Origin of the sequence: Granulicella mallensis MP5ACTX8 (assembly GCF_000178955.2) — a bacterium.
Classification (GTDB): Bacteria; Acidobacteriota; Terriglobia; order Terriglobales; family Acidobacteriaceae; genus Granulicella; species Granulicella mallensis.
The window spans coordinates 3,098,029-3,113,966 of the sequence record NC_016631.1 but is presented as its reverse complement, the minus strand read 5'-3'; the positions used below and the strand labels follow the sequence as shown (position 1 = coordinate 3,113,966).

At 57.0% G+C, this 15,938-nt stretch carries 11 protein-coding genes; 6 read left to right on the top strand and 5 right to left on the bottom strand.

What is annotated here, in order from left to right:
• Positions 1–131: 131 nt before the first annotated feature.
• The 4 genes from ACIX8_RS12655 to fdhD are packed head-to-tail and all read right to left on the bottom strand — an operon-like array spanning position 132 to position 4,207.
• Positions 132–1,385, bottom strand: a complete 1,254-nt coding sequence (locus ACIX8_RS12655) for a cupin domain-containing protein (protein WP_014265736.1) — start codon at positions 1,383–1,385, stop codon at positions 132–134.
• 18 nt (positions 1,386–1,403) lie between these two features.
• On the bottom strand, positions 1,404–2,810 hold the full coding sequence (locus ACIX8_RS12650; protein WP_014265735.1) for an alginate export family protein: 1,407 nt from the start codon (positions 2,808–2,810) through the stop codon (positions 1,404–1,406).
• Positions 2,811–2,831: 21 nt separating this feature from the next.
• On the bottom strand, positions 2,832–3,215 hold the full coding sequence (locus ACIX8_RS12645) for a DUF7009 family protein (protein WP_014265734.1): 384 nt from the start codon (positions 3,213–3,215) through the stop codon (positions 2,832–2,834).
• Complete coding sequence (gene fdhD / locus ACIX8_RS12640) at positions 3,212–4,207, bottom strand: formate dehydrogenase accessory sulfurtransferase FdhD (RefSeq protein ID WP_014265733.1); 996 nt, start codon at positions 4,205–4,207, stop codon at positions 3,212–3,214. The genes ACIX8_RS12645 and fdhD overlap by 4 nt, the downstream gene beginning before the upstream one ends.
• A gap of 250 nt (positions 4,208–4,457) precedes the next feature.
• Between fdhD and fdhF the strand changes: the two genes are divergently transcribed.
• Both fdhF and ACIX8_RS12630 read left to right on the top strand, forming a co-directional pair.
• Positions 4,458–7,475, top strand: a complete 3,018-nt coding sequence (fdhF, locus tag ACIX8_RS12635; protein ID WP_014265732.1) for a formate dehydrogenase subunit alpha — start codon at positions 4,458–4,460, stop codon at positions 7,473–7,475.
• A 27-nt stretch (positions 7,476–7,502) separates the two neighbouring features.
• Positions 7,503–7,943, top strand: coding sequence for a DUF1641 domain-containing protein (locus tag ACIX8_RS12630; protein ID WP_014265731.1), 441 nt, complete (start codon positions 7,503–7,505; stop codon positions 7,941–7,943).
• Positions 7,944–8,013: 70 nt separating this feature from the next.
• Here the strand turns inward: ACIX8_RS12630 and ACIX8_RS12625 are convergent, their stop codons facing one another.
• Positions 8,014–8,916 carry an AraC family transcriptional regulator gene (locus ACIX8_RS12625; RefSeq protein ID WP_223295532.1) on the bottom strand — a complete coding sequence of 301 codons (903 nt, stop codon included), beginning with the start codon at positions 8,914–8,916 and terminating at the stop codon, positions 8,014–8,016.
• An 85-nt stretch (positions 8,917–9,001) separates the two neighbouring features.
• On the opposite strand from ACIX8_RS12625, the gene ACIX8_RS12620 reads away from it, so the two are divergent.
• The 4 genes from ACIX8_RS12620 (at position 9,002) to ACIX8_RS12605 (ending at position 15,936) form a co-directional block, all read left to right on the top strand.
• Positions 9,002–11,062: a glycosyltransferase family 39 protein gene (locus tag ACIX8_RS12620; RefSeq protein ID WP_014265729.1), complete on the top strand. Its 2,061-nt coding sequence runs from the start codon at positions 9,002–9,004 to the stop codon at positions 11,060–11,062.
• A gap of 288 nt (positions 11,063–11,350) precedes the next feature.
• Complete coding sequence (locus ACIX8_RS12615) at positions 11,351–14,068, top strand: TonB-dependent receptor (RefSeq protein ID WP_014265728.1); 2,718 nt, start codon at positions 11,351–11,353, stop codon at positions 14,066–14,068.
• A 330-nt stretch (positions 14,069–14,398) separates the two neighbouring features.
• Positions 14,399–15,121, top strand: a complete 723-nt coding sequence (locus tag ACIX8_RS12610; protein WP_014265727.1) for an N-acetylmannosamine-6-phosphate 2-epimerase — start codon at positions 14,399–14,401, stop codon at positions 15,119–15,121.
• 26 nt (positions 15,122–15,147) lie between these two features.
• Positions 15,148–15,936 (top strand): TIGR03435 family protein, encoded by a 789-nt coding sequence (locus ACIX8_RS12605; RefSeq protein ID WP_014265726.1) that lies wholly within the window; start codon positions 15,148–15,150, stop codon positions 15,934–15,936.
• The last annotated feature ends 2 nt before the right edge of the window (positions 15,937–15,938 follow it).

Here is a 15,938-nt window from a genome sequence, read left to right as displayed (position 1 = left end):
CAGCTTCGAGCCATTCAAACTACTCCATGCGGTTGACGGCCGTCTATGGTGACAGGTCGTTATGACAATATTCGGATATCTATCGATGAGTAGCTGTGGATGCCCTTTGCCTGGCATCCACAGCCAGATGGCTATTCAGGCGTAATGACTGCTTCTTTTTTATGGATCTTGTTCAGGAAATCTTCACCCGTGCCGATGTGTTGATCGACGAGCCGGGAAGGGGTGTGCGACAGCCACTCGGCGAGAGAGATGTCCTCGTAGTGGGGTGTCGGGAAGACTTCCAGGAAGACCAGATCCTCGTCGCCTGTGTTTTCGACGAAGTGGGGAAGGGACCTGTCGATATAACCTACATCACCGGCCTGAACGTCCATGGTGCGAGCGCGGCCGCCTGCGGCGAAGACGGACATGCGTCCGCTGCCTTTGACGTAGTACTGCCACTCGTCTTCATTTGGATGCCAGTGCAGTTCGCGAAGGCCTCCGGGCTTGAGCGTAACGATGGCGGCCGCGATGTTCGATGCGGGAAAGTTTTTCGCGTCGACGATCTTGACTTCGCCGCCCTTGGTTACCTTGGTGGGGCTCATCTTGCTCGTAAAGAAGGCAAACGAATTGGGGACACCACCGGTGACGGCTTCAACCTGACGCTTCTCTTCAGCCAGCGGGCGTGGCAGCTCACGCTCGAAGATGAATAGTTCCTTCGGAGGCACATTGGCGAAGGTCGCATCGGGGACCTCAAAGTTCTTGGCGAGTACCTCGGGCGGGGTGTGGTGCAGCCAATCGGTGAGCAGGAAGGTTTCGAACTCATTGAAGTTGCCGTCGTCGAAGACCAGCAGGAACATAGCGCCGTCCGGGCCCAGACCCTGGATGGAGTGAGGGATGCCACCCGGGAAGACCCAGAGATCTCCTTCGTTGACGTCATCGACAAAACCTCGTCCGTGCTGATCGACGGCGGTGATGCGGGCGCTGCCGGAGATCATGAAGGCCCACTCCGCCCCTACGTGCCAATGCAGTTCGCGAACGCCGCCCTTGATGAGCCGCATCTGTACGCCGGCCATCTTCTTCGACATAGGAAGGTCGCGTACGGTTACCTGGCGGGTCCAGCCACCGCCTTCGATACGCTTGTGCGCGAAGGAGAAGGGGTATTTGAAGGGGGGCTGTCCGCCGGAATCGGTTTCGGGGGGGAAGTTGGAAGACGGATTCTGAGCGTCAAGCGCGGTGTTCTTCGGCTGAGGCTCACTCTCGTTGACGAGGTGATGATCTTTGGAGTGGATGGGAGTTGCTTGCTGTGCGGAAGCCGTGGCCTGCATGCCGGCGATAGCCACTAAAGCTGCAGAAGAAGTCCCAAGAAATTTGCGGCGGCTTAGAGGGTTGTACTCTTTGTCAGACATATGTTCTATAGTTCCTTTCTATTTCTGTTTGGTGGGAGCCTGCTTGTCCACCCGGAAGCGGTAGGTAAGCGAAAAATAGCCAATTGTTTCCGCGGCACCGTGCTTATTATCGAGAAGCACCCTGCCAGGAAAAAGGTGACCCACGCCAATGTTGGCGACGATGTAATCGTGGAAGACGTATTTTGCAGAGGCATCGAACTCCTGACCGATGTCGTCTGTGGCGAACCCTCCCGTGGGTGGTTTAAGGGTTACAGAGGCAGAGCTAGAGTAAAGCGCGTCATTCTTCTGCGCAAGGTTCAAGAAACCACCCTGAACCAATACTGAAAGGCTCTTCGTTGGTCCAAGATCCAGATTGATGCGCTCCTGGCGAATGTTCTGGTATCCGAATAAATCAACGAGACCGAAGGCATTGTGGTTCGAGGGATAGGACTGGTCGTAGGTGCTGATGCGGTTCGCGTTGGTGTGACCATCGCCGGTTGCGTAGTCGAATTCGCCACCGATGCGCGGCTCCCACGGAAGTTTTTCAATGGTGTAAGAGAGCTTGTCAAAGTTCTGGCCGGCATGGATCGAGTTATTTGAGTAGCTGCCGCGTTGTAACGAGGCGTTGGCTTCGTAATCGAAGTTCGCAGGCAGGGTTCCTTCTACTTCCGCGCCGAACGTTGTTTCTACCTCGTTCCCCTTGACGCCTTGATTGCTGGTCACTCCGCGCACTGTGTGCACGAGCACATAAGGCGAAAGGTGAACCTTAGGAATCCACGTCGAGATCGAGCCGTACGCACCATGGAACGTGAGGCCAGCGCCGTGTTTGTCTAGCGAGGTGGGGTGCACGGCAACGACGGAGGTGGAGAACAGGTCAACCCGGTTCTTGTCCCCGATGCGGGCATCAAAACCGTCCCAGGTGCGGCTGTTGTTGGTCCAGTCGCTGATACCGATGATTCGTTCACTGCCGAACTTCAGCTCCTGCCGCCCAGCGAAGAGGTCGACAGGTACGCCGCCTGGCCTGCCGTGCAGATCGGCATAGCCCTGGCGTAGATCGAACGCATCGCGCATGTTGGCGGCTACAACGTGAGTCGGTAAGCCCAGGGCATGAGTGTCGATGAACTGCAGATAGCCGGTAAGAAAGTTTGTCGGCCTTACCTCAACCGCACCGTAGATGCGGGTCAGCTCATAGATGCGATCGCCGTTCTGGGTGTAGTTGAAGGATGTTTGCCCCTCGGTACGGCCGCGAAGCTCCATGCTCAAGGTCATCCACGAAGGTAGATCGCTCCATTGGAGCGGCTCGATTTTTCCGCGTTTTTGGGGATAGTCCGCGTAGATAGTGGCCTGCGCGAAGGCATGGATGCCAGTGGATGCGATGACGATAGCCAGGGCAATGGAGCTGCGAGCCGGCAGGTGGATTTTATTGCAGAACATGTTGAATTTCACTAATGTTCTCCGGTAATACTTCTAACAGGCTTTGCCTGCTAACGGGTTGGCAAAGGTGTCGATGTTATCTGCATCGCTGAGGTCCAGGCAGGCAAAGTCTTTTTCGATAGCTACTTCGAGCACCGTCGTTTCATCGACAGGCAACGAAGCGTAAACGCCGACCTGATGTTCGCCGCTCCAGCTTGCAAGTTGATCCTGAGACACACTGACGACAATCTGTTGGTCCATAAAGGTCACAGCGACCGGCAGGCTGTGTGAACCGATCTCCAAAGCGTAAGCAAACTTAGCGTTGGGACCGGAAGGGAAATGGACTGTTTCCTGAATCCGTTCGCCGGCCTGCAGCCGGGCAAGTTCTGAGCGCGTCACGCGCAAGCGTACCGAATTACCTTTTAGTCGCAGTTTCATGCGGATACCTCCCTGGACATCTTGTGGCCAGTTATATGTTCAATACCGTGGTAGACATTGAAGTGTCGATCGCGTAAGAAGCCGATCAGAGTGATGTCAAAGTCGCGAGCGACCTGGACGGCAAGGCTCGAAGGCGCACCGACTGCCGCCACCATGGGGATGCCCGCCATCACGGCCTTTTGCAGTAGTTCAAAGCTGGCGCGGCCGGACAGCATTAGCACCTTGTCGCGCAGGGGGATGGCATCGGCAAGAAACTGCGCCCCTAGAAGCTTGTCTACCGCGTTATGTCGGCCAACGTCCTCGCGAGAGAGAACAAACTCGCCCTCCGCGGTGAACAGCCCAGCGCCATGCAGGCCACCCGTAGCGTCAAAGACCCGCTGCGCGGTGCGCAGTGCTTCGGGTAACACATAGAGTATTTCGGCGGAGATCGACAGCGTATTGGCTCTCCGCGGCGGGCAGACGGATCGCAGAGCTAGAAGGGAAGCCTTGCCGCAGATGCCGCAGCTTGACGTGGTGTAGAAGTTCCGTTCGAGTGTGGCTGTGCGGACTTCTACGTCCGGCTCCAGCTCCACACGGACGATATTGCCGGGAGTCGACGCTGGAAGCGTGCTGCCGCTGGAAGGCTCGGAGTTTAGGGGGTCCGAAAATGCGTCGATGCGAACGATCTGCGCGCTGTCTTCGAGAACGCCTTCGGTCAGGAGAAAGCCTGCGGCCAACTCCTCGTCGTGGCCGGGAGTTCGCATCGTGACGGTGATGGATTTGGTGGTTCGGGCGCTTCGGGGGCCATGGGTCAGTTGGATCTCCAGGGGTTCCTCGACGGCTAATGTGTCGGGAAAGAGGGCGGATCCCTGCGAGTCCACGCGATAGATCGACACTGGGGCGGTTGACCTGTTGTTTTCTATCGCGGGAATCTGATCGTTCGGCAAAATCTGCATCGTTATGGTTCCGAACAGCGTTCCGCTGGTAACCTTACCGGTTCGCTGGGCTGGCATTCCTCGTACTGGCATTCCCTGTGCTGGAAGATCTTCCAATTTCCAGTACAAATTGAAAACTTATACCCACTACCAATAGATGCGAAAGGGCTTAAGGACCGTGGCTTGAAAAAAATACAAAAACATCGGTACTTTTTGAAAAAATATGTAGGAAATGAACATCCACGGGTGTATTGATAGGACGACACTAGAGTGTTGCCCCGGTGGCTTGTGCTGGATTTGCCACCTTCGAGCGGCAGAGGCGGGAACGATGATCGAGATCATAGACAAGATAGTCCCTCCACCGGCTGAGGTGGAAATAGAGTCCACGGTACAGGTGGTTGTAGACGGACGGCAAGTTACAGCCCAGGCGGGCGAGCTGGTTTTAGAAGCGGTTCTCCGCGACAAAGAAATTCCCCATGTCTGTTACCACTCGAAGCTGATGGGGCCGATCCAGACCTGCGATACATGCCTGGTCGAAGTCGATGGGCAGTTGGTTCGATCCTGCGGACATAAGGTGTCGGCCGGGATGCAGATCGTCACGGAGTCGAAGCGTGCTGTGGACGCCCGGGCGGAGGCGTTCGATGTGATTCTCGGGAATCACATGCTGTACTGCACCGTCTGCGACAACAATAACGAGAACTGCACTGTCCACAATACGGCGCTCGCTATGAAGGTGGAGCACCAGGAGCGTCCCTTCACGAAGAAGCCGTATGAAGTGGACATGTCGAATCCGTTCTATCGCTACGATCCGAACCAGTGCATTCTCTGCGGACGCTGCGTGCAAGCCTGCCAGACGGTACAGGTGAACGAGACGCTGACGATCGGCTGGGAGCTCGACAGCCCCCGTGTGCTCTGGGACGGCGGGATGCAGATCGGCGGCTCAAGCTGCGTCTCCTGCGGCCACTGCATTACGGTCTGTCCCTGCAATGCGCTGATGGAAAAATCCATGCTCGGCGAAGCTGGTTATCTGACGTCCACTCCACAGAAGACGCTCGACAAGATGATCGACGTGATCAAGGCTATTGAGCCGGAGATGGGCTACGGCGCGGTGATGGAGGTGTCGCAGACCGAGGCTGTGATGCGCGAAGAGCGCATCAAGAAGACCAAGACCGTCTGCACCTACTGCGGCGTCGGCTGTTCGTATGACATCTGGACGAAGGGCCGGCACATCCTGAAGGTCGAACCGCTGAACGGCGATGCGAACGCGATCTCTACTTGTGTAAAGGGTAAGTTTGGCTGGGACTATGTAAACCACAAAGAGCGTCTGCTGAAGCCGCTGATCCGCGAGGGCAATACCTTCCGGGAGGCGGAGTGGGAGGAGGCGCTCACTCTGGTTGCCAGCAAGCTTGGGCAGATCAAGCAGCAGCATGGTCCGGACGCCATCGGGGTCATTATTTCGTCGAAGGCGACGAATGAAGATGGCTACGTGATGCAGAAGCTGGGACGGGCTGTGATCGGAACGAATAACGTGGATAACTGCTCGCGTTATTGCCAGTCCCCGGCGACGATGGGACTGTTTCGTACGGTTGGCTATGGTGGCGATTCGGGATCGATTGAAGATATCGGCATGTCCAAGCTGGTGCTGATCATTGGCAGCAACACGGCAGAGAGCCACCCGGTGCTGGCGACGCGCGTAAAGCGTGCCCACAAACTGTTTGGGCAGAAGCTGATTGTCGCCGACCCCCGCAAACATGAGATGGCCGAGCGGGCCGATATTCACTTCAGCCCCAAGCCTGGTACCGACCTGGTGTGGCTTTCGGCGATGACCCGCTACATGTTCGACCATGGCTACGCGAAGAACGACTTTATCGCGAAGTGGGTGAACGGTGTAGACGACTATCGTAAGAGTCTCGACCTGTTCACGATGGAGTTTGCTGCAGAGGTTTGCGCGGTGCCGTTGCAGACGCTGATCGAGGTTGCAGAAGTGATCGCGCACGCCGACACCATGTGCGTGCTTTGGGCGATGGGCATTACGCAGCACGTTATGGGATCGGACTCGTCCACGGCGATCAGCAATCTATTGTTGACGACCGGCAATTACATGCGGCCGGGGTGTGGTGCGTATCCTTTGCGTGGTCATAACAATGTGCAGGGCGCTAGCGATATCGGCGCCATGCCGAACAACTTTCCAGGCTATCAACCCGTGACGGATGCCGCTGTCCGGCAGAAGTTTGAAGCGGCCTGGGGTGTGACGCTTCCGCCGAAGAACGGCATGGATAACCATCAGATGATTGATGCCGTCTATGACGGCAAGATGCATGCGATCTATATGGCCGGCGAAGACATGATCTCGGCCGATTCGAATGCCAACCACGTCGCCGGCGGCTTTGAGCGGTTGGAGTTCCTCGTGGTGCAGGACATCTTCTTTACCGAGACCTGCCGCTATGCGGATGTCGTGCTTCCTGCCTCGCCCGCACTTGAAAAAGAAGGCACATTTACCAGTACAGAGCGCCGCGTACAGCGCCTGTATCAAGCGTTGCCGGAGCTCGGAAACAGCCGTGCCGATTGGAAGATCACGCAGGACATTGCCAACCGCATGGGCGCGAACTGGAACTACACGCATCCCTCGGAGATCATGGCGGAGATGGCTCCGTTGACGCCACTCTACGCGGGCGTCAGCTTCGATCGCCTGGAGGGCTACAAGACGCTGCAGTGGCCGGTTACGCCGGACGGAAAAGATGAGCCGATCCTGTACACGGAACGGTTCAACTTTCCCGATGGCAAGGCAAAGTTCTACCCTCTGGAGTACCGTAAGCCATCGGACAGCCCGGATGAAGAGTACGACCTCTTCCTCAATAATGGCCGGATACTGGAACACTTTCATGAGGGAAATATGACCCATCGTGTTGCCGGTATCTTCAAGGAGACGCCGGAGCGGTGGGTGGAGATCTCTCCAGACCTGGCGAAGGAGCGGGATATCGATTCGGGGCAATGGGTGCGCCTCACAAGCCGTTATGGTTCGCTGAAGATCAAGGTGCTGGTTACGGCTCGCGTGACAGGGAAGCAGATCTATCTGCCGCTGCTGTCGCAGGAAGGTCCGGTCAATGTGCTGACCGGCTCGTTTACCGATACGGCGACGGACACGCCAGCCTTCAAGGAGACCGCTGTTAACATGCAGGTGCTGCCTGAGAAGGGAAGCAACCCGCTTAAACGGCTGAATTTCCGTTATTCGGGTTCTCCAACTCCACAGACCGGAGTGGAGGTCGAGCGCAAGTGGAAGCGCGCCGACTATCGCATGCCCGGTTCGGCAAAGCTGGTGCAGATTGAGACGCGGAAGTCCCACTGATGCAGGGTAAGAAATAAGGAGCAGAATATGGCAGTCGCCGTTGATTTTCGGGTGTATCAACCAGTGGACCCTCGCGAGGACCTGGTGCGCAAGGTGCATGAGGCTCCTGAGAAACATGCCGAGGCCATTCTTGCAGCGTATGAAGTATTGGAGAAGCTGCACGAAAAAGATGTGCTGAACCTGATGAACGGTCTTCTGGGCGCGAAGGATACCGTTGTCGACCACGTGGCGGATCTAGTCTCGTCCAAAGAGATGGTGAACCTGCTGCGGCTATCGCTGCTGGCGGGAAACCTGCTGAAGGACATCAACCCGGACGATCTGCATGGAGTGCTGAAGGAGGCGGAAGGAGAACCGCCCTCCCTGTTCCAGATCGTACGCAGGATGACTTCGAAGAACGCACGCCGTGCTATGGGTGCTGCCGGCGGGTTGCTGAATGTGTTTGGTGCGGCGCTGGGTAAAAAGAGTTAGAGGGCGAGCAATTCCTGTTGAGCTACGAGCTGTGAGGATTTAGAGCTACGAGGAAGAACAAAGTTCTGTTCTAGAGCGAGCGGCGAAGCTGGCCCGGTGTGACTCCGGCGTAGCGCCGGAACACCGTTGTGAACTGGCTCTGGTCCTGAAATCCGCAACGCTGTGCGATCTCCAGCAAGCTGAGGTCACGTTCATTCAGCAGCCTGCGAGCTTGTTCGATGCGCTGCTGCACCACGTACTTGTGCGGAGTCATTCCAAGGGACTGGCGGAATAGCGCGATCAAATAGTTGGGGCTGATCTCGGCGACTTTTGCCAGCTCTTCCAGCGTGATTGTCTGATCGAGATGTTCGGCGATGTAGGCCAGTACGCGGCGTTCGCGGCTGGGGCCCATGCCTCCGTGACAGGAAGGAACGGCACGGCTGCGGTTACTGTAAGAACGCGCCAGATGCGTTGCCGTGAGTGTTGCTACCGACTGGGTAAAGAGCGGCGAGAGCGGCCCTTCGAGACTTTCGCGGTGAAGAGATTTCGCAAGTTCCACCAGAAAAGGATCGCGAACCAGGATCGAAGGGATCAAGGAATGCTCTACCGAATTCGGCACATCTTCCACCATCTTGTGGAAGAAGGATTCGGCAAGGTAAAGATGGATCAGCGTGGCTGGCCGATCGAAGTGAATGATGTGTTCTACGCCAGGCGGGACGATCCAGGCCATATCGCCGTTCATCTCGCGGCGTTCGATATGTCCGTTTGCGCCTTGCCATTCGCCGCGAACCTGCGCGGGGCTCATGGCAACGGTGATCTGGGTGCAGTTGTGGGTGTGGCGTTCCCACACAGAGCGGTGTTGCTCGGCGGTGTAGAGGCTATAGTCGCCGTAATCCTGCGACACATAGTCTGCCGGCGGCCCCGGGTTGAGCCCTATCAGGAACTGTTTCTGTCCGATAGTTGAAGCTTCGATATTTTGGCCCGAATTCAACATTTTGCCGCCGTCACACTGGACAGCCGTTATTCTAGTCCCTTCCTGCTCTGAATAGAATCCCATCGAAAAGCCCTTCGGAGACTGAATGCGTAGTAGCAATAAGCCACTCGTACTCCTCATCGCTTGTCTGCTGTTATTCTCCATGGCGGCTCAACTTGCGTTGAGCGTGCGCCAGCAATCCTCCACCTGGGACGAGTGCGACCACCTCTTCGCAGGCTACATGTCGCTCAAGGCCGGTGATTTTGCTCTCAATCCAGAGCATCCACCGCTCGCCAAGATGGTGGCAGCGTTCCCGTTGCTGTCGCTTAATCTTGCCGTTCAGCCCTACCAGGGCCGCTACTTCAAGTGGGAAGCTTACTTCAATGGGCGCGAACTGGTCTTTCGCAACGATCCCGCTCATGGCGGCGCTTACGCAGGCGACACCTTGCTGTATCGCGCCCGTCTCGCCGTCATGGTCTTTGCTCTGCTGCTTGCCGTGCTGGTCTTCCTCGCAAGCTGGGAGATGTTCGGGCCTGTCGCTGCATTGATTGCTTTAACCCTCGTAGCCTTCGAGCCCAGCCTCCTGACTAACGGAGGCATCATCACCACAGACTCTGCCGTTACCTGCATGCTCTTCGCCGCGGTCTACGCCTTCTATCGCTACACCAAGGCCCCATCGCTGTCGCGTCTGCTCCTCACGGGGCTGGCAACGGGTCTGGCCTTCGCGGCAAAACACTCTGCCATCCTTCTGCCGCCCATGCTTATTCTGCTGGCCGCGGGTGACTTGTGCAGCCGGTGGCAAACCGCACGCACATCCCAGCACCGCGTAGCGGATCTGCGTCGCATTCTGTTTCGCTCCGCCGCCTCGCTGGCCTGCATCCTGGCTGTCGGCATCTTCGTTCTCTGGGCGCTCTACGGTTTTCGCTATCGGATGGTGCCCGGTGGCCCCATGTCGATCCCTTCGCTGCAGTCCACGATGGTGTCGCTGCCTCCGCTCGACAACAAGATCATCCTCTTCGCCGTACACCATCACCTTCTGCCGGAGAGTTATCTCTTCGGTCTGGTCGATGTGCGCCGAGTCGCGGGCAATCAGCCAACCTATCTCTTTGGACATATCCTCGCCAGCGGGGTCTGGTACTACTTTCCCATCGTATTGCTGATCAAACTCACCCTTCCGGTGCTGCTCTTTCTCGCTGCCTCCGTCTGGGCGATCCTCTCGGGCCGCATTCACAGGCGCGAGCTTTGGTTTGTTCTCGTGCCACCGGTAGCCTTCCTGGGCTTTGCTCTCACCTCTCCGCTCAACGTGGGCATTCGCCATATCCTTCCGGTCGTGCCGTTCCTGCTCGTGCTCGCCGCGGCCTCAGCCGTCGCGCTCATCCGGCAATCGCGCCGCTTTGTTTATCCGGTGGCAGGACTTCTGCTTTGGAACATCGTCTCCTGCCTGCATGCCTACCCAAACTACATGCCCTACAGCAACGAGCTTTGGGGCGGCCCTTCGCACACCCGCCTCTACCTCAGCGATGCCGCGGTGGAGTGGGGGCAGAACCTCAAATGGACGAAGGCCTACCTGGACCAGCACAACATCCATGATTGTTACTTCGCCTACTTCGTCGAGCCCTTTGTCCTGCCTGCCGACTATGGCATCCCTTGCAAGTTGCTCCCCACGCTCGAATCTCGTGGCATGGTCGACCTCGAAGTTCCACCAGTCATCCATGGCACGATCCTGATCAGCGACTCTGTTCTAAGTGGCTATGAGCTCGGAAGCTCTGTGCGCAATCCCTACGATTCTCTCTTTCACCGGAAGCCCGACGACATCATCATGAACGGTGTTGAGGTCTATCACGGCGACTTCGAGCTGCCGCTCGCATCGTCCATGATGTATGAGGTCCGCGCTCGCAAACTGCTCAACGGAGATCCCAGCTCCCATCTCAAACCGGATCCCCAGGCCGCATTGATTGCGGCATCGCAGGCTGTCCGTCTCGCTCCCGAAGGGCTCGATGCTCACCTTGTGCTGGGCAACACGCTGCTTGCTCTTAACCGGAAGCAGGAGGCTGCGATTGAGTATCGAAAGGCTCTTGCGATCACGGAGCAGATGGAGCCATCTGCAAAACAGCACGCGGAGAAGAGCCTGAAGGAGCTTCTTGAGAAGTGCAATTCTGACTTGTAGCGGGATTGCATGTGGAACCTATAGGGCAGTGGTGATATCTATGAATCGCGCTTACAGCGCTCTGCATTTTGTCGCCTCCTGACCCAGGGCTTCGCCCTGGGCTGGTATGAGGTCGCCCTTCAGGGCTTGGAGGCAACCAGGCTACAGAAATTGGTAACGGAACATTTCCACTGGGGTAAGGGAACTTCGACATACCTTCCAGCGTAGAGATTCTTCAGACAACGGCAGATCGACGCAAGGCGCCACCGGCGCCGTGACCAGCACGTTTGTCACAGAATAAGAGGGCTCATGAAGACACTTCTCTTCGCCGCAAGCCTTGCGGCGTTCGCGCTCCCGCACGCCTTCGCAGAGACGGCGGCCTGCCACGGAACAACACTCGCCGGTACCGTACGTGACACCACGCTTGCGCTCATTCCCAACGCAACGCTTTCGCTGGACGGGGCCCATGACGAAACGAGCGGTTCCGATGGCAGTTTCCACTTTTCATGCATCAGCGACGGTTCCCATCATTTGACTGTAATGGCGCAGGGATTTGCCAAGCATGATCTTTCTTTCACTTCGCCGCACGCGTCGCAACTGTCTCTTGTGCTCCACCCGGAGGCTGTTGAAACAGACGTGAACGTAAGCGCAGATGCCGGTCCTGGCAGCAGCGCGGCTGCCAGTGGTCCCACGCAGACGATCTCCGGTTCCCGCCTGCAATCCCTGGCCGACGATCCCGACGATTTGAAGCGCGAGCTGCAGCAGTTTTCCGCCGCGCTGGGCGGCAATCCATCGAACGCCACCATCTCGGTCGATGGCTTCCAGGGCTCCAGCAGCTTGCCGCCCAAGGGTTCCATTGCTTATATCAAGGTCAATCCTGATCAGTTTTCCGCTGAATATCGCGAGCCTCCATTTGATGGCGGTCGCATCGAAGTCTATACAAAGCCCGGACAGAGCGCCTTTCACGGCGCGCTCTTTGCTACGAACGGCAGCCCCTGGGAGAATGCGCGCGACCCATTCTCGACAAGCAAGGCCGCCATCGGCAAGCAGCGTTATGGCTTTGAGTTGACAGGTCCGATACGCAAGGCCGGCAGCGACTTCGCGCTTACCCTGGAGCATCGCAGCATCGACAACTTCGCGGTTGTGAATGCCATTACGATCGACAGTGCAGGCAATACTTCAAGCTCCATATCGAACGTCGCGACTCCACAACGCTTGTGGTTGGGAACCGCGCGGGTGGACTGGCAACTGGGACCGAAGAACACATTCATTACCAGCTATAGCGCCAATGTAAACAACCTGCAGAACGTTGGAGTGGGAGGCACCGCTCTGGCGGAGACCGGCTATAACAGTGAGCAGTATGAGCATATGTTCCGTGTGAGCGATATCACCACGGCATCGCCCCACTTCATGCATGAGGCTCGTCTCAGCCTGCGCTGGGATGGAGAGACGGATACGCCAGTCTCTACTGCACCCCAGGTCCAGGTCGCCGGCGCCTTCACCGGCGGTGGCGCTACGCTTGGCGCACAGCGGTTGCGCGAACTGAACATCGAGGTGGATGACGACGCGATCGTTACAACCAAGAACCATACCTTCAAGTTCGGTACGCAGATGATGGTGTACGACGAGCACCAGCAGCTCACGACGAACTTCAACGGCACCTATACCTTCGGTGGCGGAACCGCACCGGTACTCGATGCGAACAATAATCCGATTCCGGGGCAAACCGAGACCATTACCGGTGTAGAGCAGTACCGGCGCGTGCAACTCGGACTGGCCGGAGGCTCGGCTACAGCGTTCAGCAACGTTGCGGGAACCCCTAACGTCGATTTCACTCAGGTGCAGAATGCGCTCTTTGTGCAGGACGATTGGAACGTAGGCCATAACGTGCACGTCGCCTATGGGGTGCGCTACTTCGTGCAGACCGATCCCACCATCCTGGATTCCATCGTGCCGCGTCTCGGCATCCTTTGGTCGCCAACGAAGAAGGGCACATGGACACTCCACGCACACTCAGGCATGTTCTCCGGCCGCTTTGGTGAAACGGACAACGCGGAGATCCTCCGCGAAAACGGCACTACACGTGTGACCAGCACGATTTATAACCCGGTCTACGGCAATCCCTTTTTGGGCGCGACGCCGATCCATAGCCTCCGCCAGTTTTCCCCTCACCTGGGCAACCTCACATGGATAGCGGAGAATGTGGGAGGCACACGCACCTTTCCCCATGGCTGGAATTTCTCGGCTGACTATTACGTTGGGCGCATCTGGAACTACACCCGCACGGAGAACATCAACTCCCCCGTGAACGACATACCCACGGGACCGAGGCCCGGCCCGGCGAATCTCAACATCCTGCAGATGCAGGCCAGCGGACAGGGAAGAGTCAATGCTGTCTTCGCCGGCATTGAGCAGCACTCGCTCAAGCACGTGCAGTTCTTCTTTGGCGGCGTGCGCGTCAATCTAGTAGACGATACGGATGACAGCGAGCTTTCTTCGCCGCAGAGTTCTGTGTCCGATGCCGGTGAATTCGCCCACCGCACCAATCAATCTGTCTGGAACATCTTTGGGAACGGCACCTTCACTCTGCCCAAAAAGATTGAACTCAGCACTGATTTCCATGGTGGTGGCGATGGGCACTACAACATCACCACGGGCTTCGATAATAACGGCGACGGTAACTTCAACGACCGTCCGCAGTATGCTACTCCCGGAACTCCGGGCGCTATTGCCACGCCCTACGGGCTCCTGGTGGCTTCGGGCGGTAAAGGTGTCTTCCCTCGCAATGAGGGTGTCATGCCGTGGACGATCTATCTCGATGCCAACATTCAGCGTACCTTTACGCTGACACGCAACCCAAAGGCGACGCACCAGCAGACCCTGCAGGTGAATATCCGTTCGTCCAACCTGTTGAACCATACCAACGTGACACAGGTTGGTGGAGTGCTGGGCTCACCCCTCTTCGGGGTACCTTATGCCGCCGACAATGGCCGTCGTGTCGAAGCAGGGCTGCGGTATAGCTTTTAGCGGATATGGAGCGTTGCACGCGTGATTTATGGGCGGTGTACTTGCCTTTCTGGTTGTCATTCCGAGCGAAGTGAGGAATCTGCTGCCTCCCGTTCTTTGCTCGTACAACCCAGAAAGTGTATGGGGAGAAACTGAATGGGGTTGGTTTGTGGTTACGTGTCATGTTCGTGGTGATACTGGCGAAAAACGGGAGGAAGCAGGTTCCTCGCTGCGCTCGGAATGACAACCAGAAAAACAAGAGCAAAGGCAAACTGCTTCTACACGGTTCTGGAAACGGCTTCATGTGACGCAGCATAGAATTGTCGAATAGACCCTCGGGAGATATCTATAGTGTCCTCATTGCCTGTCGCCTCTGAGCAACGTGCTTTGCAAGCTCTACGTGGGAGCCTGGTGGTTTCGTGCCAGGCTCCGCATGGCGATCCACTGGACGATACAGAGACTCTCACGCGCATCGCCCTCTCCGTTCTGCAAGGCGGCGCCGGAGGGTTGAGGGCCGAAGGTGCTGAACGGATAGTCTCTTTTCGGACGAAGACAGATCTTCCTATCATTGGCCTGCTCAAGACGCAGGATCGAGACGGCAGGGTTTACATTACCCCGAACTTTAAGTCAGCGAAGGAGATCAGTGACGCCGGCGCGGACATCATTGCGCTGGATTGCACAAGGCGTCGCCTTGCCGAGGCCGAGCCATGGACAGAGATCATTCCTCGTATCCATGAGGAACTGAGGCGGCCAGTCCTCGCGGATATTGCCACGCTTGAGGATGCTCTCGCCGCTGAGGCCGCCGGAGCGGACGCTGTTGCCTCTACCTTGTATGGATATACCGCCGATACGGAAGGTGCCCGCACCATCTCCTGGACATTGCTGGACAGTCTTCTCAACAGGCTCAGGATTCCAGTCATCCTGGAAGGTCATGTGAAGCAGCCGGAAGAGGTCAGCAGAGCCTTGCAAGCCGGTGTGCATGCGGTTGTCGTGGGCGCGGCTATTACCTGTCCCCGGTCCATTACGGCACGATTTGTTGAGGCCTTATGCCATGCGGGAACGGGTGCGACGTAAACTACAGACGTTGGCATGAGGGGAATATGTTCAAGCGCACAGCGTGCCTCCTGGCTGTAATGGTTGCAGCAAGCACGGGGTTGTTCGCGCAGGGTCAGGACAAGCCAAACAGGTTGACGTTCGAGGTGGCTTCGATCAGGCCTTCGCAATCTGGCGGACAGGGTGGTGGTATTAAGCCACTGCCTGACGGTCGTGGATATGTAGCTCAGAATATTCCGATCAAGCTCATGATCAGCCTGATGTACAAGGTACCCATGCGGCAGATCTCAGGCGGGCCGGACTGGCTCAATACTGACCGCTACGATGTTGAGGCCAGGACAGACCATCCCTACGGTATCGACGATCTTCATGTCATGTTTCAAAATCTGCTGGCAGACAGATTCAATTTGAAGTTTCATAAAGTGGTTAAAGAAGGCCCTGTCTATGCGCTGACTGTCGATAAGTCTGGCCTGAAGATGAAGGCCGATGACCGTGAACAGGACTTCAAGATTCCTATCAATGCGGGCAGTGACAGCGCATTTGTTGGAGCCAGGGTTCCGATGTCCTATCTCTGCTGGTGGCTTGGACAGCAACTGCAAAGAGATGGGCGTCCGGTGATCGACAAGACCGGGCTCGACAAGAACTACGACTTTACGCTGTCCTTTGCTCCTGAACTTCCGCCGGAGGTCTCGAAAGAGAACTTGCCGCCGGAGCTGAGGGATCGTCCATCGATCTTCGATGCCGTAAGGGAGCAGCTTGGCCTGAAACTCCAGGCAGAAAAGGGACCGGTGGATGACTATGTCATCGACCATGTAGAACGGCCATCGGCCAACTAGGG